17 protein-coding genes and 1 tRNA gene are annotated in these 22,086 nt (G+C 62.4%); 6 read left to right on the top strand and 12 right to left on the bottom strand.

All coding sequences use genetic code 11. From position 1 onward, the window contains the following. The first annotated feature begins 314 nt into the window (after positions 1-314). Complete coding sequence (locus tag FJ434_RS16895; protein WP_140748278.1) at positions 315-1,934, top strand: GMC family oxidoreductase N-terminal domain-containing protein; 1,620 nt, start codon at positions 315-317, stop codon at positions 1,932-1,934. Between the two features lie 115 nt (positions 1,935-2,049). Here FJ434_RS16895 and FJ434_RS16890 read toward each other — a convergent pair whose 3' ends face one another. The 3 genes from FJ434_RS16890 to FJ434_RS16880 all read right to left on the bottom strand — a co-directional run bounded on the left by FJ434_RS16890 (position 2,050) and on the right by FJ434_RS16880 (position 4,811). Next, complete coding sequence (locus FJ434_RS16890) at positions 2,050-2,808, bottom strand: ABC transporter ATP-binding protein (protein ID WP_210241538.1); 759 nt, start codon at positions 2,806-2,808, stop codon at positions 2,050-2,052. 122 nt (positions 2,809-2,930) lie between these two features. Next, entirely contained in the window at positions 2,931-3,734 is an 804-nt protein-coding gene (locus FJ434_RS16885) for an ABC transporter permease (protein ID WP_140748272.1), read from the bottom strand. Between the two features lie 93 nt (positions 3,735-3,827). Then, complete coding sequence (locus FJ434_RS16880) at positions 3,828-4,811, bottom strand: ABC transporter substrate-binding protein (RefSeq protein ID WP_140748269.1); 984 nt, start codon at positions 4,809-4,811, stop codon at positions 3,828-3,830. A 427-nt stretch (positions 4,812-5,238) separates the two neighbouring features. Between FJ434_RS16880 and FJ434_RS16875 the strand changes: the two genes are divergently transcribed. Both FJ434_RS16875 and FJ434_RS16870 read left to right on the top strand, forming a co-directional pair. Then, positions 5,239-5,655, top strand: a complete 417-nt coding sequence (locus FJ434_RS16875; RefSeq protein WP_140713595.1) for an HD domain-containing protein — start codon at positions 5,239-5,241, stop codon at positions 5,653-5,655. 245 nt (positions 5,656-5,900) lie between these two features. After that, the gene (locus tag FJ434_RS16870) at positions 5,901-6,158 is read left to right on the top strand and encodes a hypothetical protein (protein WP_140504669.1); all 258 of its coding nucleotides are present in this window, start codon (positions 5,901-5,903) and stop codon (positions 6,156-6,158) included. A gap of 161 nt (positions 6,159-6,319) precedes the next feature. Here FJ434_RS16870 and FJ434_RS16865 read toward each other — a convergent pair whose 3' ends face one another. From FJ434_RS16865 to FJ434_RS16840, 6 genes are all read right to left on the bottom strand, one after another. After that, complete coding sequence (locus FJ434_RS16865) at positions 6,320-6,538, bottom strand: hypothetical protein (protein WP_140504671.1); 219 nt, start codon at positions 6,536-6,538, stop codon at positions 6,320-6,322. A 145-nt stretch (positions 6,539-6,683) separates the two neighbouring features. Further along, the gene (locus FJ434_RS16860) at positions 6,684-8,033 is read right to left on the bottom strand and encodes a sorbosone dehydrogenase family protein (protein ID WP_181165935.1); all 1,350 of its coding nucleotides are present in this window, start codon (positions 8,031-8,033) and stop codon (positions 6,684-6,686) included. Further along, complete coding sequence (locus FJ434_RS16855) at positions 8,030-8,461, bottom strand: DUF2231 domain-containing protein (protein ID WP_140748266.1); 432 nt, start codon at positions 8,459-8,461, stop codon at positions 8,030-8,032. The genes FJ434_RS16860 and FJ434_RS16855 overlap by 4 nt, the downstream gene beginning before the upstream one ends. Positions 8,462-8,934: 473 nt before the next feature. Next, on the bottom strand, positions 8,935-9,639 hold the full coding sequence (locus FJ434_RS16850) for a Crp/Fnr family transcriptional regulator (RefSeq protein WP_246676029.1): 705 nt from the start codon (positions 9,637-9,639) through the stop codon (positions 8,935-8,937). A 640-nt stretch (positions 9,640-10,279) separates the two neighbouring features. Continuing rightward, a complete protein-coding gene (locus FJ434_RS16845) occupies positions 10,280-11,113 on the bottom strand; it encodes an aldo/keto reductase (RefSeq protein ID WP_246678292.1) in 834 nt (277 codons plus the stop codon). Between the two features lie 164 nt (positions 11,114-11,277). Next, complete coding sequence (locus FJ434_RS16840) at positions 11,278-11,433, bottom strand: DUF1127 domain-containing protein (RefSeq protein ID WP_140713440.1); 156 nt, start codon at positions 11,431-11,433, stop codon at positions 11,278-11,280. Between FJ434_RS16840 and FJ434_RS16835 the strand changes: the two genes are divergently transcribed. Next, entirely contained in the window at positions 11,432-12,538 is a 1,107-nt protein-coding gene (locus FJ434_RS16835; protein ID WP_140748259.1) for a LysR family transcriptional regulator, read from the top strand. The two genes, FJ434_RS16840 and FJ434_RS16835, sit on opposite strands and share 2 nt — an antisense overlap. Positions 12,539-12,707: 169 nt before the next feature. Here FJ434_RS16835 and FJ434_RS16830 read toward each other — a convergent pair. Further along, positions 12,708-12,784 (bottom strand) — tRNA-His (locus FJ434_RS16830). 348 nt (positions 12,785-13,132) lie between these two features. Beyond that, on the bottom strand, positions 13,133-13,591 hold the full coding sequence (locus FJ434_RS16825; protein WP_027144815.1) for a phasin: 459 nt from the start codon (positions 13,589-13,591) through the stop codon (positions 13,133-13,135). A 248-nt stretch (positions 13,592-13,839) separates the two neighbouring features. Here FJ434_RS16825 and FJ434_RS16820 point away from each other — a divergent pair, with 248 nt between their 5' ends. Further along, positions 13,840-17,823 (top strand): PAS domain S-box protein, encoded by a 3,984-nt coding sequence (locus FJ434_RS16820; protein ID WP_140748256.1) that lies wholly within the window; start codon positions 13,840-13,842, stop codon positions 17,821-17,823. Between the two features lie 240 nt (positions 17,824-18,063). Here FJ434_RS16820 and FJ434_RS16815 read toward each other — a convergent pair whose 3' ends face one another. Then, positions 18,064-20,022: an acetoacetate--CoA ligase gene (locus tag FJ434_RS16815; RefSeq protein ID WP_140748253.1), complete on the bottom strand. Its 1,959-nt coding sequence runs from the start codon at positions 20,020-20,022 to the stop codon at positions 18,064-18,066. A gap of 204 nt (positions 20,023-20,226) precedes the next feature. Here FJ434_RS16815 and FJ434_RS16810 point away from each other — a divergent pair, with 204 nt between their 5' ends. Beyond that, positions 20,227-22,080, top strand: a complete 1,854-nt coding sequence (locus FJ434_RS16810; RefSeq protein WP_140748250.1) for an AsmA family protein — start codon at positions 20,227-20,229, stop codon at positions 22,078-22,080. Positions 22,081-22,086 lie beyond the last annotated feature (6 nt).

Below are 22,086 nucleotides of genomic sequence, written 5' to 3'. Positions count from 1 at the left end.
CAGCCCCGGGTGATCCATTTCACCGTATTCCAGACAGGCCGCGCGTCATCCGGTCGTCTCGTTATTGGCGCTCACAGGTAGCAGCACGTGCCGGTGGGCGCCCATAACGAATCTCCGAAGTCACGCGTAACCATTTCCGAATTTCTCACGCCGATAGACGCATCTACAGTTTCAGCGGTCGGACCCGCAGCGCCACACGATGTGGCGGGCGAAGCCGGGCATGTGTCGGCACGGAACTGGTTGCGGAACAGGATGCGCTACCGCAGCGGCCCGTTCCGCAATGCCTCGAGCGCCGGCATCCTCGAGGGGCTGGCATGAAGACCGAGAGCTATGATTACATCGTCGTCGGCGCGGGATCGGCGGGCTGCGTGGTGGCCAATCGGCTGAGCGCCGATCCATCGGTCAGGGTGTGCCTGATAGAGGCCGGCGGCAGTGATAACAGCCCGCGGGTAAGGGTGCCGGCAGGCATTCTGTCGCTCTATGGCAACCCGAATTACGACTATTGTTTCGTCGGCGTGCCACAGCCCCATCTCAACAACCGCAGCATTCCGGTCAACCGGGGCAAGACGCTGGGCGGATCGAGTTCGATCAACTCGATGGTCTATATTCGCGGCGCCGCGGAGGACTATGACGAATGGGCAGCGCTCGGCTGCGCCGGCTGGGCCTACAGCGACGTGCTGCCTGTGTTCAGGAAGCTGGAGCGCAACCTAATCGCCCAGGACCCGCGCTATCACGGCACGGACGGCGAGCTTATGGTCGACAATCCGCGTGATCCGAACGTGCTCTCCGGGATGTTCGTCAGGGCTGGCGAACGTGCCGGCCTGCCCGCCAACGAAGACTTCAATGCAGAGAGCCAGTTCGGCGTCGGGATCTACAACGTCACGCAGAATCGGGGCGAGCGCTTCAGCAGCTTCACCGCTTTCATGCGTCCGGTCCTCGATCGCAGGAACCTGACGCTGCTCAGCGCATGCGAGGTGATCGACCTTGTCATCGCCGAAGGGCGCGCGACTGGACTGCGCGTGCGCCATGATGGCCAGCAAAAAATATTCGCGGCCAGCCGCGAGATCGTACTCTGCGCCGGGGCCATCAACTCGCCCAAGATCCTGATGGCGTCCGGCATCGGCCCCGCGGACGAGCTGCGGCAAATCGGCATCACGCCGGTTCTCAACCTGCCGGGTGTCGGCAAGAACCTGCAGGACCATGTCGACGGCATGATCACCGTGCGCTCCAGGAGCACCAGGACGCTCGGCCTGTCGCTTGCCAACCTGCCCCGCATCATGGCAGCGCCCTTCCAGTATTTCGCGCGGCGAAAGGGGATGCTCACCACCAATTATGTTGAGGCCGGTGGCTTTGCGAGAACCAGGCATGCGAACGGCCTGCCCGACATTCAGTTCCACTTCGTGCCGGGCTATCGCAGCCATCGCGGCAGGCTCATCGAATATGGCCACGGCTACGCCATTCATATCTGCGTGCTCAGACCGAAAAGCGTGGGTGAGATCAGATTGTCACGGGACAGTTCTCGCCGCGATGTTCTCATCGACCACTGCTTCTTCGCCGATGAAGACGACGCCATGGTGCTTGTCGAAGGCATCAAGATCGCGCGCAAGATCCTCGCCGCATCCGAGTTCGATCCGGTGCGTGGAAAGGAAATGCTTCCGGGCAAGAATATCCGCAGCGACGACGAGATCCTCGCTTATCTGCGCGCCGAAGCGTTGACCGTCTACCACCCCGTCGGGACCTGCAAGATGGGGACGGACGCGATGGCGGTCGTCGATCCGGCGACGCTGAAAGTGCGAGGCGTGGCTGGGCTCCGGGTCGCGGATGCGTCAGTCATGCCGAAGCTGATCGGCGGCAACACGAATGCGCCAAGCATGATGATCGGACAGAAGGCCTCGGAGATGATCCTGGGCTCGGCGCATCACGGCGAAAGGTAGGGATCCGCCCCGGCTTTCGAATGGGTCCGCTCGACGTTTGGTAGCACGCTGTTTTCCCAAAAACCGCCGCAGACCCTCGGGTCGAGCCCGTGGGCATGCGTTTGGGCGACGTGCATCAATGATCCTCGTCGATCTCGTCGTGCAAAAGGCCAAGGATGCGGCGCTTGAGCGCGATGAACTCGGGTTCGAGGATCACGTCCATAGAGCGCGGCCTGGGGATGTCGACCTTGATCTCGGCCTTGATCTTGCCGGGCCTGGCCGTCATCACCAAGACGCGATCGCCCAGGACGAGCGCCTCGTCAATATCGTGGGTAACGAACAGCACCGTCTTTTGCTGCCGCTCCCAGACGCGCAAAAGCAGTTTCTGCATGGTGCCGCGCGTCTGGCTGTCGAGAGCGCCGAAGGGCTCGTCCATCAACAGAACGGCCGGATCGTTGGCAAGGGCGCGTGCGATCGCGACGCGTTGCTTCATGCCGCCGGAAAGCTGGGCGGGGTAGTGGTCGGCAAAGGGCGCGAGGCCGACTTCGTCTAGATACTGGTCGACGATCTGCTTGCGCCGCCCCGCCGGCAGGCCCTTGCGCTTGGGCCCATACTCGATGTTGGCACGCACCGTGAGCCAGGGAAACAAGGTGTAGCTCTGGAACACCATGCCTCTGTCGGGACCGGGTTCGATCACTTCGCGGCCATCGACCTTGATGCTGCCCGAAGTCGCGTCATTGAGGCCGGCCGCAAGGTAGAGCAGGCTGGATTTGCCGCATCCCGAAGGGCCGACGATCACACAGAATTCGTTCTTGGCCACCTTCAGCGACACATCGTCCAGTGCCAGCACGCCGTTGGCGTCGCCGTAACGCAATGTCACGTCCTCGATTGACATCGTCGTGCCGGTCGAGCGCAGATCGCCGGTCGTCGCGGCCGAGCCGGCCAGATCATTCGCCTTGATGGTCTCGCTCATTGCTACCCTTGATCCGACCGCGGTTTGCGAGGTTGCGTTCAACATCAGGATGCCCATGGCGCGACCCTCGCCCGGATAATGCGGAACGCCGTGTCGGTGACAAGGCCCAGAAGCCCAATCGCGGCGATCGCCATGAAAATCACATCGACCTGGAAGCCTCGCATCGCCTTCAGGCTGATATAACCGAGACCGCTGGACGCGGCGACGAGCTCGGCCACGACCAGATAGGTCCAGGCCCAGCCCATGGTGACGCGAAGCGTGTCGAGGATGGCTGGAAGCGCGGCCGGGAAAATGACGTGCCACACGGCTTCGCTGCGCTTGGTGCCCAGAGTGTAGGATGCGTTGACCAGGTCCCTGGACACACTGCGCGCACAGTCGGAAATCATCACCAGCTGCTGGAAAAAGGTGCCGAAGAATATGACCGCTATGCGCTGTTCGATCCCGATGCCGATCCAAAGGATGAACAGGGGCACGAAGGAGGTCACGGGCAGGTAGCGGATGAAATTGACCAACGGCTCCAGCGGCGCCTGCACCACCCGGTATGTCCCCATCCACAATCCCAGCGGCACCGAGATCAGCGAGGAGACGATGAAGCCCAGGATCACCACCTTGGCACTGGTCAAAGTGTGGTAAAAAAGGCTGCCGTCCAGAGACATGCGATAGGTCGTCTGCAGCACGGTTCCAGGCGTCGGCAGGAACATGTTCGGCACGACGCGGCCATAGGACAGCAGGGCCCAGCCGCCGATCACGACCACCCACATCGCCAGCGCGAGTGTTGTTGCCGTGCTGGCTGGAATGTTGGCGAATGGGGTCGTCAGGCGTGTCCACGCCGTCCGCCTTTGTGCCATGGGATGGCCTCCGTTGATGTTCGAAGCGCGAAGTTCGGGCCTGCCGGGAAATCGGGGGCGGTCCAGGCGGACCGGCCCCGGTTTCTCGAAGGCTCACTGTTCCCTGATGAAATCGGTGTCGAGGATGGTTTTCGCGTCGATCGTCATCTTGAGCTTGCCGGCCTTGCCCCAGATGTCCTGCGCGAAGTTCACCAGTTCGGACGCCTCGCTCTTCTGCGGCGTGCCGAAGAATTCCAGGTTACGATCGCGGTCATAATAGCGCACGCCCTTGGCGCCGGCCGCGAAATCCTCGGGCTTTTCGAGATAGCCGCCAATGCCCTTGGCCATGATCTCATAGGCTTTTTCCGGATTGGTCTTGATGTACTCGACCGCCTTGTAATAGCCCTTGACAAGGGCCTTTACGTCCTCGGGATGCTTTTCGATGAGATCGCATTTGAGGGCGATCACATCCACGATCAGGCCAGGGGTGGTCGTGGAATCGATCAGCACCTTTCCCTTGCCGCCCTTACGGACTTCGGTGAGGTGCGGCTCCCACGTCACGGCGGCGGGAACCTGGCCGGCGATGAAGGCGGTCGCCGCGTCATCGGCGGTCATGTTGGTGATGGTGACGTCGTCCTCGGTCATGCCTTCCTTTTTCAAGAGCACATTGAACCAGAATTCGGAAACGGAGCCCTCGTTCAAGGCCACCTGCTGGCCCCTCAGATCCTTGAGCGACTTGATGTCGGGCTGCGTGACGACACCATCACCGCCGTGGCTGTCGTCGAGCGCCAGGACGTATTTGAAACAGAGATCGTCCGAGCGGTACTTCATCAGCTCGTCGACCGTGGAGGCGGCGCCATCGAGATCACCACCGGCGACCGCCGCCATGTAAAGCGCTGATTCTTCTATGACCTTCAGGTCGACATCGACGCCGGCCTCCTTGAAGTAACCAAGGTCGCGGGCAAGAAACAGCGGCCCGTAGCCCACCCAGGTCGTCATGCCAAGACGGATGGCGCCGGCGTTGGCAGGAGCGGCGAGCCCCAGGCCCAGCAAGCCTGCGCCGACCGCGCTCACCAGGCAGTTTCGAAATGTCTTCATTGTCGTGGTTCCCCTATGGCTGTTGCCGGCATCGGCCTCATTCTAGCGGCGTATGCCGGCTCTTGTTTTGGCAGCCGCTCTTGTTTGGGCGTCGCCTCCCAAGCGAGCCTTGCGTGTTTTAAGGTCCGCAAGAGAGCATTCGGGCCGGATCGCAAAAAGAAGTCTTTTTCTGCCCATTGCTTCGTCGAAACCGAAGCGCGATCGATACCCTCTATTTCCGCCGGCTCCGTCAACGGAAGCGGCCTCGATGCCATGGCGCTCGGAACCGACGAGCGTCCCGTGCGGGAACTCGCTCCTGCAAAAGGACAGGAACCGACGCCGGCGGCCGGCGTTTTGCTGCCGCATGGACTTGCCGCACCGCGAAACCAGGGAGCGGTATTAGTGCCTGAAGGCTGCGGCTCGCGGGGGCAAGGCGGAGATGGATGCGATGAGTATTTTCTATCGGGCGGCCAAGATTGCGGAGCAGGCCCATGCATCGCAGCACGACAAGACAGGAGGCCCCTATATCGATCATTGCCGTCGGGTGGTCGACGCTGTCGAGACGATGGACCAGAAAGTCGTCGCCTATCTGCACGACGTTCTGGAAAAAGGCGAAGGCTGGAGCCGGACCAGGCTTGAAGAGGCGGGCTTTGGACCGACGATCGCCGCCGCGGTCGACGCCATGACGCGCAGAGACGGCGAGGACTATTTTACATTCGTGCGGCGGGCTGGATCGAACCCATTGGCGCTGCCGGTAAAACGGGCTGATCTGACCGACAATATCTGGCAATCGCGGCAGATCGGAGCACCCACGGCCAAATACGAAGAGGCGTTGCGCATTCTTGATGACGAGTTCACCAGGTGACAGGCGCCCGGATGCTGACGGCAATTGAGCCATGGTGTGCGGTATGCGCCGATGCCGTAGCCCGCGATTTCGGGCAAGACGTGTGGATTACGCGAGCCAGCCGGTTCGGTTATTTTCGTACAGATGTTTTATCGTGACACGCCGGGCGGGTGGTTTTATGAATCTGGAGATCGATCCGCGTCCGGCATGCCTTCTGGCGCAATGCCTGATCGCCTTCGGGACGCTTCGAGACCAAGGTGACGCCCATGCGGGAATTGCCGAAAGACATTGACGCCGATGTGGTGATCGAAATCAGCAGATTGCTGGACGACAGCGCGCTTTTCGTGCCTGTCCGGGTTCATGAACTCACAGCAAGGGTAAGGCAGAAAGTGAAGACGGGTTTGCCGGATCGTTCGATCGAAGAGCTGATCGTGGAAATGGCCTCCTTGCGTCGGTTGGCCATGGCCTTTGAGCTGCCCGGATCGGAGAATGTGGTGGAAATTCCACAGCGGCTCCTACGCTGACCGATCAAGGTCACGCGCTTCGTTCGGCAGTCAGGATAAGCGATGCCCGAACACCTGGGCGCCCGCGTCATTGCACACCTTTGATTTTGACCAGATCGCGATCCGGCATTTCGTCGCGAGCGACATCCATCAATAACAAACCTAGATGAGCAGCCTTGGGCTCAATTTGCGGTACTGCCCTCGTCAAAAAGCTGAATGCCCCGCACAGCAGCTTTCTTGGTGATCAAGCCTTTCAGATCGGCATCCGATCGCTCTGTGCCGGTCCGCTTCCGCAGGATCGCTATGGCGGCTTGCATCGACGGGAAAGGGCTGTCCTGCAACTCATCGAGAATGGCGTCCACCGACGTGGCGACATTGGTCGGTTCGGGATTTGTCGACATGGCCGTTCGTCCGTCCGACTCGCCGCCCATATCGGCGTGGCAGGTATTTAGAAGCGCTTGATTTGATGGCTTTTCACTGTACGATTTTTACCAAGTCGTGCCAAGATCATCACGCGCCTTGCCTGCGCATACAATGCGAAAACGGCTACCGAGGTGCGGCAGTCACGCGCCAGACGGTGTTTCCAACATCGTCCGCAATCAACAAAGCACCGGCCTTGTCGACAGCAACGCCCACGGGCCGCCCATGTGCCTTGTTGTCATTGTCAAGGAAACCGGTGACGACGTCCTGAGGCTTGCCGTCGGGATGACCTCCATTGAACGGTATGAAAACGACCTTGTAGCCGTTGAAGCGCTTTCGGTTCCAGCTGCCATGTTCGCCGACAAACGCGCCGTTGCGATAGGATTCGGGCAGATTGGTGCCGGTGTAAAATGCCAGGCCCAGGGGCGCGACATGAGAACTCAGTGCATAGTCCGGGGGGATCGCTTTGGCGACCAGGTCCGGCCGCGGCGGCATCACCCGCGGATCGACATGCTGACCATAGTAGCTGTATGGCCAGCCATAAAACGCGCCGTCCTTGACCGAAGTCATGTAGTCGGGAACCAGATTGGGACCGAGTTCGTCGCGCTCGTTGATAACGGCCCAAAGGGCTCCGCTCTGCGGCTCCCAGCTCAAACCGTTGGGATTGCGCAGCCCGCTTGCGAAAATGCGCGAACGGCCTGTCGCCCTGTCGACCTCCCAGATGGCGGCGCGGTCCTTCTCCGCCTGGATGCCGTTCTCCGTGATGTTGCTGTTGGAGCCGACCCCGACATAAAGCAGCGATCCGTCCGGGCTGGCGACGAGAGACTTGGTCCAGTGGTGATCGATCGGACCGCCAGGCAGCGGCGTAAGCACGGTGCCAGGGGCGGTGATCTTGGTATCGCCTGGCGTGTAGGGATAGCGCACGATGGCATCCGTGTTGGCCACATAGAGGTCGTTGCCGACCAGAGCCACGCCGAAGGGCGAATTGAGATGGTCGAGGAAGACGTTCTGGAGATCGGGCACACCATCGCCGTTCGTATCGCGCAGCAAGGTTATGCGGTTGCTTCCCTCGGTGCCGCCGCCTGACGTCGCCATGGACTCGATCCAGCCCATGATCAGGTCCTTCGGACGTTTGATAGCGGCGCCGGGCGGCGCCACGGACTCGACCACCAGAACGTCACCGTTCGGCAAGGTGTAGAGCGAGCGCGGATGCTTCAATCCCTTGGCGAATGCCTGGATCTGCAAACCCTTCGCAACCGTTGGTTTCTCGTCCTGTTTCCAGCCAATGATCGAAGCGACATGCATCGGCGGAACAAGATATTGCGTCGGTTCAGGCAGTGTCGGGTTCGGCCCGACCTGGCCGCTTGGGTCCGGGTCGTCGTCGCTACAGGCAGGCAATGCCAGAAGCGATCCGCACAGCAGACCTAACCCCACGGCACGCCGGATGTGTCTGTCGGAAACCTGCATGGCGCTCATTCGACCACCTCCCCGGCAGCGCGGCCCGTACTCCATCGCAGCAGCCACACGAGAAGCAAGACGATCACGGCCGCTGCGGAGAGGATGAGCCCCGTCGGCACAACCGACGTCCAGGCATCACGGCTGTGCACCAGCGCGTTGAAGAACGAAAGGACAAGAACTACCAGGCTGCCGAGCAGATAGACCCAGCGCACTGGGAACATTCGACCGGTGAAGAGATCAACAAGGGCCGCAATTACCGCAAGCGCTCCCATCACCAGACCGGCTAACAACAGCCATGCGGAAAAATCGGTCCACATCATCTCCGCGGTCCGCCAATAGGCGAGGTCGGTCAGCAGCGTGCCGATGAAACAGGCATTGGCGATCGCCATTGGCGCCCGATAGATCGGGCGCCTGGTGACCACCGGCATCGATCGGGAATTGACCATGGATTTCTCCGCCCTGCTCCAGATAGCATCTGGGGCTCCAAACAAACCTGGAGTTGAGATGTTCCGGGAACAGTTTGCGTTCAAGGACTTGTGATTGCCTGACCGGTGTCGGCTATGAGCAGCGCCGGCGAGGTGCCGGCATGCGAAGGTACTACGGCTAACGTCGGCAACGTGACGGGGTAACGGCGCTCGGCCAGCGGCGGGAAGTTATGTTCTATCCCGAGAGTGCGATGCGCCAGGCTTGCGTGGCACCCCATCGGCGCAAGACAAAGTTCAGCTTCGTACGTTTCTTACCAACAATTTGACCTTTGTTGTCGACCATCCCTTGATCACTAGATTGGCTAGGCGGCATCCCCATGCCGCAATGGCCGACGCGAGCTTAGGCAATGTGCCGTCAAACCGGCATTATCGCGTCGGCCATTCCCGCACTTCCGGCCCACAATCCGGCCTACCAACCCCGGCAATGGTGGCGGTCAGGTGGGCGGACGATCCTGCCTAGAAGGGTTCTTTGAACCGAGATCTCCGACCAGCCGACGGTATTGCAGTTCGGGAGCGCCGTAAGAGTCCCGTGCCAGCGTCATGAGACCTTTCCGATCCCGGATCGTGATTTCGCCGCGGCGGGCTCGGATGTAGCCATGGCTCTCGATTGTCTGAAGCCCCACGGTGACCCCCGGGCGCCTGACGCCCAGCATGACGGAAAGGAACTCGTGGGTTATCATAAGCCTGTCACCGACGGTCCGGTCGCTGCACATGAGAAGCCATCTCGCCAGCCGGACCTCAAGGCTGTGCCGCGCGTTGATCGATGCGGTGTAGCTCGTCTGGATGTGGAGATACTGGACGTAGCGCAACAGGAACGGCCGTAAGGTAGGGCTGTCTTCCAAGGCTTCGACGAATGGCCCAGCGCTCATCCGCAGCGCTTCGCTCGTCGACTGGACGTAACAATCGAAGCTTGCCAGCTCGTCGCCCATGATCAGCGCCGAACCGGTCATGCCCTCAAAGCCGATTATTCCCACTTCTGCTTCCGCCGTCGCCGAAGCCTTGGCCACAACCGATGCGATGCCACTCTCCAAGAAATAGACCGCCTCGATCTTTTGGCCTTCGTTCTCCAACGGTGAGCGCAACTCCAGGAAAACACTCTTGAGATGTGGCCGCAGCCGCTCGAAATCGTCCGCGCTCATCCGGCGCAACAACTCGCTCCTGGCCTGCAGAACCTTGTGATCCACGAGATGCTCTCCACTTGGGCAAGAGCACTAGGATCTCTCGGCCGGCCGCGCCCTTCGAACGACGGTGGCAAAACATAGACTGTCCCACCCGGCCAGCACTAGGCGGGCGGGCGTGTCGGTATGAAACCGACAGTAGCTGCTGTGGACAAATCGCAGGTTTCGTCGGCTAACGATCCTTCGCCAGAAGGCGAGCTTCCCTGAGGATCGAGGAGCGGTCGAACCCTATCAACGATACTATGTCACGTATCTGCTGTTCGGTAGCGCCCGATTCCCGGGCAAGTGCACGCACGGCTTCGGCCGCTAGACCGGGGCGCTCAGGGTCTTTCGCCATGACATCCTAGCCTCACGCTGGGGCAGGAGTGCGATGGTCGCTCCCAAGCGTCAACGCCCATACTGTGCTGCTGACGACCCCCTTTTTGTACGCCTTCGGACTGAACTTGGCGAATCAATTCGAACCGAGCCTGTTCTGGCGGTTTAACCATGCCTGGTTGTCTTCGCCCAGAAGCTCTTTGCAGATGACATTCGCCGATTTTCAATCGGCATCAGCTCGGCGTGCAGTTCTGCTCCGAGGTGATGCGAATTTCGGACTGCAATGTCAGCCGGTCTCGGCAATATTCAGCACGGCGTCGATCTCGGCCATCACCGCTGCCGGCAGCGGCCCTTTTTCCAGCGCACCGAGATTGTCCTCGACCTGCTCGGGCCGCGTGAAACCGGGAACCGGCAAGGCAATTGCCGACTTGGCGAGGGTCCAGCCGAGCGCGCCCTGGGCAAGCGTGCGTCCGCCCGAGGTGAGCAAGTCGCGGATTGCCGCGAGCCTTGACAGATAGTGCGGGTTGGCGGCGCCATCCCTGAAAAACACCATCCATTCGGCATTCCCGCCGCGCACGTCATCGGCGGGCAGCTTCATGGCCGGCGTGTATTTGCCGGTGAGCAGCCCCATTGCCAGCGGCAGCCGGCTGAACGAGACGAGGTTCTCGCGCGCCGCAACGGCCATCAGCTCGTTTGCCGGGGTAAACACATTGAAGTCATTCTCCACAGCCACGAAACCCTCGCGCGGCGCGTAGGCGGCAAGCCGTTCGTGGTGATCGGTGCTCCAGCCGAAGCCGCCGATCTTGCCCTCCTGGTGCAGCAGGCCGAGCGTATCGAACACCTCGCCGGCGCGCTCGATCGGGTACTCGTTGATGTGCAGCAGCGCGACGTCGATACAATCGCGCTTCAGCCGCTGCCGCGAATTGTCGATCGAAGTCCGGATCGCCGCGGCAGAGGCATCCTCGGGAGCGATCTTGCGCGTTTCGGGATCGCCGAAATAGCCGACCTTGGTGACGATGACCGCTTCGTCCTTGCCCTTCAACGCCCGCCCAAGGATCAGCTCGGCATTGCCGGCGCCATAAGCGGCAGCCGTGTCGAACACCCGGCGCGCCGATGTCATAGGCCATCGCCAACGCGGCTTGCGACCTGACGTCGTCGACCTCGCCATAGATGGTCGCCGTGTCATGCCAGCGCGCCGCGCCGCCCGCCGCCCAGGTGCCGATGCCGATGCGCGGCACCGAGCGGCCATCCCGCTTCATCATCTGCATGCCCGCCTCCATTGGCTCAACGACGCAGGCCGGCGTAGCGGGCACGCTCGCGGATTTCTTCGCGAGAAATGCCGGCGTCCGCCAGCGTGCTGTCAGGGACATGCCGCAAGCTCGCAAGCGTCTGGCGATAGGCAAGCCAGCGGGCGAAGCGGTGTCGAAATTCATGCAACATGATCGTCTCCTTTGGCGCGCGGAATATCCCTCGCGCGTGGTTGATCGAAAGCGCAAAGCATCCGCGCCAAGCGCCTGCGCGATCGAAAGGGTTGCGCTGGCTTCTTGGCCAGCCGAGGCGCTTCTCACTGTTCCGCCAGGCAGGATTGTTCAACACCTCCAATGCCCGCATACTTGCGTGCGACGCCCGCTTCGCGCTACAGCCACGGTCGCAACGAGTCTTTCATTTCTGCAAAATGGATATCGGCTGGGACGATCTGAGGTTATTTCTAGACGTTGCGCGGCTTGGTGGCTTGAGCGCGGCGACGGCAACCACGCGCCTCAGCGCGGCCACCCTTGGACGACGCGTCACCGCGCTCGAAAAGCAGATCGGCGAACCGCTGTTCGTGCGTCAGCAGACCGGCTACCGGCTGACCCCGGTCGGTGAAGAACTGCTGCGGCGCGCCGAAGATGTCGAGGCAGCGATGCAGTCGCTGACCCGCTGGCGGGAGGGAAGCCTGCCTGATCGCATTGTCCGCGTCTCGGCCGGGCCATGGACCTCGGCCTTCGTTTGCGCCCATATCGGCGATATCTGGACGGTCGATGACGGCATAAGGGTGGAGTTCGTCACCACCACCGACAGGGTCGACATCGGACGCCGTGCCGCCGACATCGGCATCCGCAGCGAGCGCCCGACCGAACAGTGGTTGGCCGGCCGCCAGAGCGGCAAGGTCGCCCACGCCATTTATTCCGGACGCCAGCTGATCAACGGCATCGCCGCCGGCTTGTTCGTCGGCGTCACCGGCGAAGGAGCAAACATTGCTTCGGCGCGCTGGCTGCAAGCCCATCATGGCGACCGCATCGCCGTGCGCGGCAACAACAGCCATTCGGTACGCGAACTGGTGGCCGCCGGCGCCGGCCTTTCGATTTTTCCGTGCTTCGTGGGTGACAGCGATCCGCGGCTGGTTCGCGTCGCTCAGCCTATCCCCGAACTCGAAACCGACCAATGGATCGTTACCCATCACGAGGAACGTCACTCCCCGCCGGTACGAAAAGTCGCCGACCGTATTACCGCCTTGATGCGGGCGCACCAGCCGCTGTTTCGCGGCAAGACGCCGATCCGGTAAGGCCAGCACGATGCCTCGGCCGCAGGAAGCCGTCAGGGTCTTGCGCTTCGCGATGTCTTCCCAGTCGTCATTTGCAGCACAACAGACAGCACAAAATGCGCGATCGCGTGGGATTTCGACATGTGCGGCCGGATTAGACAGTAAATTCAGTTAATTAACGGAAATCCGATGGTACCGTTGGCTGGGATCGAACCAGCGACCTCCGGATCCACAATCCGGCGCTCTAACCATCTGAGCTACAACGGCACGTCTTAACGTTGGTAGCGGGATCGAGGTGGAAGGTTCATTCCGCGATCCGCTCTATCGTTCGGCGATGCGTCCTTACGGGCTTATGAATTCTAATTCAAGGCTTTTGCAAAGCAAAGGCCACTTCCCCACAGCGGTGCACCTTTCGCCGGGCAAAGAAAAAGGCCGGCGGGAGGAGGTGCCGGCCTTTTCCTGTTACGAGCCAGCGGGAGGAGGTGCTGGCTGGTCACCCCGGAGGTGAAGGGAGGAGGTTCCACCCGCCGGGTATTCGCTTGACCGTCACTATCTCACATCTATTTGTCCGACAAAATGCGACCTTTTGTTGCATCCGCGGACGATGCGCAATTATTAGGCGGCCTTGATTTCCTTGATCGCCTTCTCGAAGGCGGTCTTGATCGGCTTCGAGACATCCTCGGCCGCCTTGGAGGCAACAGCCTGGAAGTCCTTGGCCTGCTCGACGGTCAGCTCGACGCGCTTGCGCAGGAATGCGGTCTGCAGCTCGACGACTTCCGACAGCGACTTGGCGCCGATCAGGGCTTCGAGATGCGAGAAGCCGGCCTCGGCGTTGGCGCGCAGCGCCGCGATGGTCTTGAGCGACAGATCGCTGGAAACAGTCTTGGCGGTTTCATAGGTCGACTCCAGGGCCTTCTGGGTCTCCTCGGCGCCGGTCTTGAGCTTGGCGTAGGCCTCTTTCGACTGCTCAACGCCCTTTTCGGCGAAAGCGCGCATCTGGTCGGTGGCCTTGGAAGCGTCGAAGCTCGGGAATTCAACGTTTTCGATGGTCTCGGCAGTCTTGGTCCTGGACATTTTCCATCCTTTTCAGCGGCGGCGGCTTTGACAGAAAGCCGTCTCGTTCATGTATGATGGCAATATAAAGGCAATTTTTGTGCATTGCAATATCCTTGTTGCAGTGCACAAAAAAATGTTTTCGGCCGTTAACCAAACAGCCAAAATTCAGCCTTTGCACGTTCTGGCTTGTGGACCTTCGTGGCTGCGGCTTTTATTAACAAAGCGTTAACTGCAAATTCGCCGCTCCGTGAGGGTTCGCCAAGCGCATGCCGTCCGAATATTCCTTCCTTGACGTCGCCGTACTCGACGCGGTCCGCCAGCGGTTTGCCGCCGGCGACGCGATCGCGATCCTGTCGGTGGACCTCGAGCAGGTGATCTGGGCCAATGGGCCGGGCGCCGCCATGTTCGGTTATCCCGATATCGAAGCGATCATCGGCGCCTCGGCGCGGCTGCCGCTGATCGCGCGCCGTCAGATCATGGCGACCAGCAGTTTCCCGCAGATCGGCAGCGATCGCTCGATCACGGTGCGCCTGGCGACCGGCGTGACCAGCCGCGCCGTCGGCTTTCTTGCCAGTGCCGTGACGCTGCCCGATGGCGAGAATGCCATCATGCTGGCCGTGCCGGCGGCGCAGACCGGCTCGCGCAGTGCGGCCGAGATCGCCAGCCGGGCGATCAGTGGCTTGACCGAAGACGGCCATTTCATTGCCTTCATCGATGCCAAGGGCAATATCGAGTCCGCCTCGGAGGGATTTTCGGCGCTCGGCATCCAGCCCGCGACACTGGCGGCCCTGGTGGCCGACGTCGCGGCAGAGGGCGAGCGCATCGTCAAGCGCCTCGTTCCGGGCGGCAGGACCTCCTACCCGGCGGGCCTCGCCCGGCTGACGTCGGAGCGGCATCTATTGGTGGTGATCGACGAGGATCAACTGGAGGACAGCGCATCTGGCGCGGCGGCTTCGGCGGACGGCTTGCCCGCGGCAACGGAAAACCCTGCCAAGGAGATTGGCGGCACAATGGAGGCGGCGGAAACCGCCGCTGTAGAATCCGGGTCTCGGCAGGACAAGCAGCCGACAGCCGATGTTTCGCGGACAGAGGCGGTCGAACAGCCGACGGCGGCCAAAATGGAACAGGAGCCCGCCCCTTCCGAGCCCGTCGCTGGCGATATGCCGAAACGGGCAAAGCGGGAGATCGAGGAGCCGGCCGCGCCGGCACCGGTCGCCGCCGACAATGACCAACCGGCGGGCACGCCGGCACAGCACGATCATTGGTATTTCAATGCCGGAGAAGACGACGCGGAACCGAAAAGCGTGGCCGAGGCGGCCGGCACCGAGGCTTCGGCGGACAGCGTGAGGCAGGACGAGGTCGCCTCCCCCGCAGCTTCGGCCACCCGGACGATAGACCGCTCGGCGGCACCGATACGTTTTGTCTGGCGTACCGACGCCGAGGGCAAGTTCAGCGCGCTGTCACCGGAATTCGCCGATGTCGTCGGTCATCCGGCCGCCGACGTGATCGGCCGGCGCTTCAGGGATGTCGCGGCGGCTTTCGGCCTTGATGCGTCCGGCGAGATCGCCGGCCTGCTGGAGCGGCGCGACACCTGGTCCGGCCGCTCGGTGCTGTGGCCCGTCGTCGGAACCGACCTGAAGGTCCCGGTCGACCTGGCGGCATTGCCCGTCTATGACCGCAGCCGCGCCTTCGAAGGCTTCCGCGGCTTCGGCGTCGCGCGAACCGGGGATGCGGTCGTCGATCCGGAAGCGATCGGCATGGCATTGGTGCCCAATGGCGAGATGCCGGCACAGAAACCGGAGGCCGTGGAGACGCTGCCTGAGGAGCCGAAGGCTGAAGAGCCAAAGGCATCGGATCCGTTCAAGGGCGAAGTGCCGGCGCTGACGATAGTACCCAAACCGGAGCGGCGCTTCGCCGACAAGGTCATCCGGCTGGCCGAACACCGGCAGCCGGCCAACGACAAGGGGCTGTCAACGCTGGAGCGCAGCGCGTTCCGCGAGATCGGCGAGCGTCTGAAGAAAGAAAGTTCCACGGCAGAGCCGCCGGCGGCCAAACCAGCCGAGCCGGCAAGGCAAGCGGAACCAGGTGCCGGAACAGGCTCTTTGCCGGAGCCGCACGACGCGACCAAACCCGCGACCGATACGAAACCGCCGGTGGACATCGCCACCCCGGATGCCGAGCCAACAAATTCGACCCAGGAACCGGTGACCGGCCCGGCGCATGAGATGGCAGCGCCCGATACTGAAGACGAGCTGGGTGCGGGCGAACCTTCCCCGGGCGATGCCGAGGATCAGAGGGATCTGGCGCGGCTCGACGGTGCGCAGCCGGATCAGGTCGAACAACAGGCGCCGAGCTCCGAATCCCCGCCGCCGAGGGCTTCGGGCTCCCTGCTCGACTATGCCGATAAGGAGGACGAGCCTGCCCATACCGCCGACGGCAGCGACGAGGCGTCAGCGCCCGAGGCACAGGAGATAATCGGGGATGGCGAGGCGGCAGCGCAGGCAGGACCTGCCAAGGCACCGCCGGCCGATGACGACAGCATGACGTCAGACGATTTTCGCGACGCCGAGGACGATGAGGACTGGGCCGGCGAGCAAGCGACTGCATCCGGCGAGGAAACGATTGCGACCACCGGCGGAACCGGCGGCAGGCATGAGGCGACCGAGACATTTGCCGAGCGGCCGCGCCTGCAGGTGCCGCCGCTCAAAACCGAAGGGTTCATGCCGTCGGCTTTTTCCGCCGGCACCGAAAACAAGACGCCGGATACATCGCTGCTCGGCAAGCTGCCGGTGCCGCTCATCATCCATTCGGGCGACCAGTTGCACTATGCAAACGAGGAATTCCTCGACCTGACCGGGTACGCTACACTGGAGGACCTGGAGGATGCGGGCGGCCTCGGCGCTCTGTTCGCCGACCCTTATGCCGATGACGACGCGTCCGATGGCAGCGACCGGGCGCTGCGGCTGAAGACGCGCGATGGACAGGAATTCCCTATCGACGCCATCCTGCGCTCCGTGCCCTGGCGCGACGGCAAGGCCCTGATGCTGGTCGTGCGCCGCTCCGGCGAGGATGATGCGCCTGTGGCCCTGCACGTGATCGGCGAGGAGCCAACGCAGCCCGATATTTCAGAGCTCAAGGCACGCATCGCCGAGATGCGCACCATCATCGACACCGCCACAGACGGGGTCGTGCTGATCGGCAGCGACGGCACCATCCGTTCGATCAGCCGCCCGGCCGAAGCGCTGTTCGGTTTCGACAGCGACGAGGTGACCGGCAAGCCGTTCGCCTCGCTGTTTGCGATCGAGAGCCAGCGCGCGGCGCGCGACTATCTCACTGGCCTGTTGGAGCCTGGCGTGGCGAGCGTCTTGAATGATGGCCGCGAGGTGATCGGCCGCGAAGCACAGGGGCGCTTCATCCCGCTGTTCATGACCATCGGCCGGCTGCCCAACGACAGCGGCTTCTGCGCCGTGGTGCGCGACATCACGCAGTGGAAGCGAGCCGAGGAGGACCTCACCCAGGCGCGTGCGGTGGCCGAACGCGCTTCCTCGCAGAAGACCGATTTCCTCGCCCGCATCAGCCACGAGATTCGCACGCCGCTCAACGCCATCATCGGTTTTTCCGAACTGATGGTCGACGAGAAGTTCGGGCCGGTCGCCAATGACCGCTACCGCGACTATCTGCGCGACATCAACCGCTCGGGCAACCACGTGCTCGATCTGGTCAATGACCTCCTGGACATCTCGAAGATCGAGGCCGGCCAGCAGGAAATGGCTTATGAGGCGGTGTCGCTCAACGATACGCTGGCCGAAACCGTGGCGATGATGCAGCCGCAGGCCAACCGCGAACGGGTCATCATCCGCTCCAGCTTCGCCTCGCGGCTGCCGGAAGTGGTGGCCGACCTGCGCAGCGTGCGCCAGATCGCGCTCAACATCCTGTCCAACGCCGTCCGCTATACCCAGGCCGGCGGCCAGGTGATCGTCTCGACCGCCTACGAGACCTCGGGCGATGTCGTCATGCGGGTGCGTGACACCGGCATCGGCATGAGCCAGTCCGAGATCGAGCAGGCGCTGAAGCCATTCAAGCAAATCAACGCCCTCAAGCGCGGGCGCGGCGACGGCACCGGCCTTGGCCTGCCGCTGACCAAGGCGATGGTGGAAGCCAACCGTGCCCGCTTCACCATCAATTCGACGCCCGGCGAAGGCACGCTGGTGGAGGTTGCGTTCCCCTCGACCCGGGTGCTGGCGGAATAACAAGGCCAAAAGAAAAGGCGTCCAAAGGACGCCTTAAGAGATGAGATTGCTGTCACAACGGGGGCTTGAGCTGAATTCAGATCCTCGGGGGCTGAGGAACGGGATTTCTCCCTCAAGTTACATCCGACTATCGACGCCGGGCCTTAACAAGTCCTTACCGGGTCGCCAAAAAATTTACGAATGTGTACCACTCGTGAAATCTAGGTAAATTCGCGCGACATATTTCGTTAACCATGCCGGTCACTCGGCGAGTTGCGGCAGGTTCCTGAACAGTTCCAGCGCTTCCGGGTTGGCGAGCGCTTCCCTATTTTTGATGGCACGGCCGTGCACGACGTCGCGCACGGCGAGTTCGGTGATCTTGCCCGACTTGGTGCGGGGGATATCCGATACGGCGACGATCCTGGCCGGAACGTGGCGAGGGCTGGCGCCGCTGCGTATCTTGGCGCGGATGCGTTTTTCCAGGTCTTCGTCCAATTGGACACCCGCGGCCAGCCGCACGAACAGCACGACGCGCACGTCATTGTCGAAATCCTGGCCGATGCACAGCGCTTCCAGGATTTCCGGCATCTGTTCGACCTGATTGTAGATTTCCGCCGTGCCGATGCGCACGCCACCTGGATTGAGCGTCGCGTCCGAGCGGCCGTGGATGACCATGCCACCATGATCGGTCCATTCGGCGAAATCGCCATGACACCAGACATTGTCGAAACGCTCGAAATAGGCCGCCTGGTATTTCTTGCCGTCGGGATCGTTCCAGAAGCCGATCGGCATGGACGGGAAAGCCCTGGTGCAAACCAGTTCTCCCTTCTCCTGCCTGACCGGCTTGCCGTCATCGTCCCAGACATCGACGGCGAGGCCGAGGCCCGGCCCCTGTATCTCCCCGGTCCAGACCGGCTCGATCGGCACGCCGAGGACGAAGCAGGAGACGATGTCCGTGCCTCCGGAAACCGAGGCCAGATGCACGTCCCTCTTGATGCCGTCATAGACGAAGCGGAAATCCTCGGGCGAAAGCGGCGACCCGGTGGAGGAGATGGCGCGCACCGTCGACAGATCATGGCTGCGGATCGGCTTGAGGCCGGCTTTGCGCACGGAATCGATGAACTTGGCCGACGTGCCGAAGAAGGTCATCTTCTCGGCATCGGCGAAATCGAACAGCACGTTGCCGTCGGGGTGGAAGGGAGAGCCGTCATAAAGCAGCAGCGTGGCGCCGGAGGCCAGACCCGATACCAGCCAGTTCCACATCATCCAGCCGCAGGTGGTGAAATAGAAGAAGCGGTCGCCGTCGCCGAGGCCGGCATGCAGCCGGTGTTCCTTGACATGCTGGATCAGCGTGCCGCCGGCCGAATGGACGATGCATTTGGGAATGCCGGTGGTGCCGGACGAAAACAGGATGTAGAGCGGATGCGAAAATGGCAGCCGCTCGAAGATGACGGGTTTGACGGCGAAGGGCGACAGCGCCTCCTCCATCGCCACCGCCTTGTCGATGGTATCAGCAACATCGGCGGAGGTGCCGAGATAGTCGACGAGCAGGACCTTGCGGACGCTGCCGAGCTTGGCCGCGACCGCCTTGACCTTGTCGGCGACCTCGATCGCCTTGCCATTGTACCAATAGCCGTCCGGCGCGATGAAGATGACAGGTTCGATCTGGCCGAACCGGTCGAGTACGCCCTGCTCGCCGAAATCGGGAGAACAGGATGACCACACCGCACCGATCGAGGCGGCGGCCAGCATGGCGGCGACGGCTTCGGGCATGTTGGGTATCATCGCAGCGATACGGTCACCCTTCTTCACCTTGAGCGACAGGAAGAGCTGCTGCAGGCGCGAGACCAGGCCGTGCAGTTCGTTCCACGACAGCCGCCTCTCGACCTTGTCCTCGCCGCGGAAGACGATTGCCTCGCCGGCACCGGTTTTTTTCAGAAGGTTCTCGGCGAAATTCAGCGACGCGTCGGGGAAGAAAGAAGCGCCGGGCATCTTCTCGCCATCGAGCAGCAGTCGTTCGCCCTTGTCGCCTTCAAGACCGCAGAAATCCCAGACAAGATCCCAGAAAGATTCCCGGTTCTCGACCGACCAGCGGTGAAGGTCGGCGTAGGAAGAAAATGGACTGCCGGTACTCGCTGCCGCAACCTTCATGAAGGTGGTCAAGGGCGAGGCATCAATCTGGTCTTGCGTCGGGGTCCAGAGCGGTACTTCGCCAGCCATGATCGATCCTCCCACGGTCGTCATCGCTTATGCATATCGCAGCGCAGCAGAGCAAGATTTTGTTGGGCTGACGCGGTCAGGTGTGCGCAAATGCCATCGCCGGGCCATAAAGACTTGAAATGCGCCAGCCCTAAGTCGTAGTGACGACAGGGGTTACACCCGTCGGGCGATCGTTTTTGTCGGAATGGAAGCATACGGGGCTATATGCCATCATCTTTGATCCGCCGCGGAGTATGGGCGATCGGCGCTGCCGCGATCGTCATCGCTCTGGTGGTCGCGGCCCTGCCGCTGATTGCCTCGACGCGGATCGTGCGTGACCGCATCGCCTGGGAATTGAGCGCCTGGAGCGGCTTTCGGGTTGCCATCGAGGGGTCGCCGCGCATCGAGGTCTGGCCGAAATTCCGCGCGATCCTGACCGATGTGACGCTGTCGAAATGGACGGATGCCGATGCGCCGCCCGTCGTCGAAGCCGAACGGGTCGAGGTCGACCTCTCGGCCATGGCGGCATTGCAGGGTGATGTGGTGTTTTCCACGGCACGGCTGGTGCGGCCGACGATCCGGGTGCAGCGCACGGCGGGCGGGGTATTCCTGCCCACGGCGCCGACCGGCGGGCGCATCGCGCGCTCCATCGACGCGGCCCGTGGCCTGGTCAACGCGGACCCCGCCAAGCCCGACCTGGACAAGCTGCCGGACGACACTTTCGGAACCGTGGAGTTCAGGGATGGCCGCATGGTGGCGTCCGTCAAAGGCAAGGATGTGGAGATCCTGAGCAGTCTTAGCGGCCAGGCTACTTGGGCGGCGATGAACAGCAATGCGACATTGTCCGCGACCGGGATCTGGCGCGGCGAAAGCGTGACCGTGGATGCCGCCTCGCCGAGACCCCTGGTGCTGTTTGCCGGGGGCATGGCACCCCTCACTTTGTCCTTTAAGGCAGCGCCCGCCACCTTCTCCTTCGACGGCACGGCCAACATGTCCGAAAAAGCCTATTTCGATGGCCAGGTGAAATTCGCGGCGCCCTCGCTGCGCCGCGTGCTGGAATGGTCGCAGGCAGGCATCGCGCCGAGCGCGGCGATCGGCTCGGTCAGCATTTCGAGCAAGGTCACGGCGTCGGCCGGCCGCGTCAAATTTGAAAACACGGCGCTGGCGCTGGACAACAACCCGGGCATGGGCGCGCTGGACCTGTCGCTTGGCGAGACGCAACCGGTGATCTCGGGCACACTTGCCTTCGACACGCTCGACCTCAGGTCGTTTCTGTCCGCCTTCACGTCGCTGGGACCGGCGAGCAGCGGCGAGCCGGGTCAGGTCGACACGAGTTTCGCCGATCGGGTCAATCTAGATCTCAGGCTGTCGGCGGCCCGTGCCACGGCGGGGAGTATCCAGCTTGCCGATGTCGCGGCCACCGCCCAGGTCAAGGACGGTCTTTCCGTCTTCGACATCTCCGACGCCTCGGCTTTTGGCGGCAACATCCAGACCAGCCTTCGTTTCGACCGTAAACCCGAGGGCACCCAGGTCGAAATCCGGCTGCTGGCCTCCGACGTCGATGGTGGCGCGTTCGGTACCGCGGCCGGGATGACCCGGCTGGTGCCGGTCGGCACCGGCACCGTTTCGGTCATCCTCAAGGGACCGGGAAGGACCTGGGATTCGATCTTTGAAAACGCCGACGGCTCGGTCTCGGCGACCTTCGGCCCTGGCGCGCTCAGCAAGTTCAACCTGCCGGCCTTTCTCAAGCATACCGAACAGGGCGGCTTCTTCGCGCTCGACGATGTCTCGGACGGGACGCTACCCATCGATGGCGCCGAAGTGAAGGCAACCATTTCAAGAGGCGTGGCGAGACTCGACAAGGCGGAGGCCAATTCGGCGAAATACAAGATCTGGCTTTCCGGCATCGCATCCTACGCAGGACGCGGACTGGCGCTGTCGGGCGGCGTCATCCAGCCGGATCAGCCAGCAACGCAAAAGAACGGCCAGCAGGGGCCCAACCAGTCGTCGTTTTTCGTCGGCGGAACGTGGAGCACGCCGTTCATTTCACCCATCAGCCGTGGCGTTTCGGGCGAATAACGCCTT

The sequence above is a fragment of the Mesorhizobium sp. B2-5-13 genome (assembly GCF_006440535.1).
GTDB classification, from domain to species: Bacteria; Pseudomonadota; Alphaproteobacteria; order Rhizobiales; family Rhizobiaceae; genus Mesorhizobium; species Mesorhizobium salmacidum.
This window is presented reverse-complemented; position numbering and strand designations above follow the sequence as displayed.

Bases quoted from the DNA above. Each gene is read 5' to 3' on its own strand.
- FJ434_RS16895 (WP_140748278.1), top strand. From the start codon at position 315: ATGAAGACCGAGAGCTATGATTACATCGTCGTCGGCGCGGGATCGGCG.
- FJ434_RS16890 (WP_210241538.1), bottom strand. From the start codon at position 2,808: ATGTCAATCGAGGACGTGACATTGCGTTACGGCGACGCCAACGGCGTG.
- FJ434_RS16885 (WP_140748272.1), bottom strand. From the start codon at position 3,734: ATGGCACAAAGGCGGACGGCGTGGACACGCCTGACGACCCCATTCGCC.
- FJ434_RS16880 (WP_140748269.1), bottom strand. From the start codon at position 4,811: ATGAAGACATTTCGAAACTGCCTGGTGAGCGCGGTCGGCGCAGGCTTG.
- FJ434_RS16875 (WP_140713595.1), top strand. From the start codon at position 5,239: ATGAGTATTTTCTATCGGGCGGCCAAGATTGCGGAGCAGGCCCATGCA.
- FJ434_RS16870 (WP_140504669.1), top strand. From the start codon at position 5,901: ATGCGGGAATTGCCGAAAGACATTGACGCCGATGTGGTGATCGAAATC.
- FJ434_RS16865 (WP_140504671.1), bottom strand. From the start codon at position 6,538: ATGTCGACAAATCCCGAACCGACCAATGTCGCCACGTCGGTGGACGCC.
- FJ434_RS16860 (WP_181165935.1), bottom strand. From the start codon at position 8,033: ATGAGCGCCATGCAGGTTTCCGACAGACACATCCGGCGTGCCGTGGGG.
- FJ434_RS16855 (WP_140748266.1), bottom strand. From the start codon at position 8,461: ATGGTCAATTCCCGATCGATGCCGGTGGTCACCAGGCGCCCGATCTAT.
- FJ434_RS16850 (WP_246676029.1), bottom strand. From the start codon at position 9,639: ATGAGCGCGGACGATTTCGAGCGGCTGCGGCCACATCTCAAGAGTGTT.
- FJ434_RS16845 (WP_246678292.1), bottom strand. From the start codon at position 11,113: ATGACATCGGCGCGCCGGGTGTTCGACACGGCTGCCGCTTATGGCGCC.
- FJ434_RS16835 (WP_140748259.1), top strand. From the start codon at position 11,432: ATGATCGTCTCCTTTGGCGCGCGGAATATCCCTCGCGCGTGGTTGATC.
- FJ434_RS16840 (WP_140713440.1), bottom strand. From the start codon at position 11,433: ATGTTGCATGAATTTCGACACCGCTTCGCCCGCTGGCTTGCCTATCGC.
- FJ434_RS16825 (WP_027144815.1), bottom strand. From the start codon at position 13,591: ATGTCCAGGACCAAGACTGCCGAGACCATCGAAAACGTTGAATTCCCG.
- FJ434_RS16820 (WP_140748256.1), top strand. From the start codon at position 13,840: ATGCCGTCCGAATATTCCTTCCTTGACGTCGCCGTACTCGACGCGGTC.
- FJ434_RS16815 (WP_140748253.1), bottom strand. From the start codon at position 20,022: ATGGCTGGCGAAGTACCGCTCTGGACCCCGACGCAAGACCAGATTGAT.
- FJ434_RS16810 (WP_140748250.1), top strand. From the start codon at position 20,227: ATGCCATCATCTTTGATCCGCCGCGGAGTATGGGCGATCGGCGCTGCC.